The following is a 708-nucleotide window of genomic DNA, read 5'->3' as shown; positions in this document are numbered from 1 at the left end:
AATCTGCAGGATCGATGACGCGGAAGTTGTCCGAAACCTGATCGCACAATTCGGTCCAGTTCTTGGGCACGGTCTGGGTCAGAAACGCCATCGTTGCCGCTTTGAAGTCGCGGAAGGTCGCGTAGCTTCGGTTGTGGGTGACATTTCGGTGCATGGTGCCCCAGAGCCGTTCGATTGGGTTGAGATGGGGGCTGTAAGTTGGCACGAAGTGGAGCGTGATCCGACCGCCTTCGCGGGCCAGCCATTCGCTTACCAACCGGGCATGATGGTAGCGGGCGTTGTCGAGGAAGACGTGGATTATTCGCATCGACGGATGGGCCGCAAGGATCGCGATGAGCAGCAGGATCGTGCTTTGGGCGTCGACGGTGGGGACATCCAGCATCTGCGTCTTGCCGGTCTCCAGATCGATCGCGCCATGAATGTTGACGCGGTCGCGCCCGCTGCTGGGCGTGATCGCGACCGCCTGGTCCTTGGGTGCCCAGCACCCCGCCGGCCGCACCTGATGGGTGGGATGAACCGCATCGGCAAACACCACCGCCTCGTCCGCGGCAAGGTCGCGCATCAGCCGATCATAGGCATCGATAAACGCCTTCTGCTTGGCTGCGTCCAGCTTGCGGGCAACCAGATCAGGCTTGCGATATGCCAGGTTCAGCCGATGCAGCAACGCGATCAGCCCAGCGTGACTATACTCAAGGCCAAAGCTGTCGG

At 61.2% G+C, this 708-nt stretch carries 1 protein-coding gene; it reads right to left on the bottom strand.

Annotation, left to right across the window (positions count from 1 at the left end; translation table 11 throughout):
- The coding region (locus QN347_RS19330) for an IS630 family transposase (RefSeq protein ID WP_323494340.1) at nucleotides 1-708 on the bottom strand (708 nt) is incomplete at both ends.

Source organism: Sphingomonas sp. 10B4, from assembly GCF_035019905.1.
In the GTDB taxonomy this organism is placed as follows: Bacteria; Pseudomonadota; Alphaproteobacteria; order Sphingomonadales; family Sphingomonadaceae; genus Sphingomonas; species Sphingomonas glacialis.
This window is presented reverse-complemented; position numbering and strand designations above follow the sequence as displayed.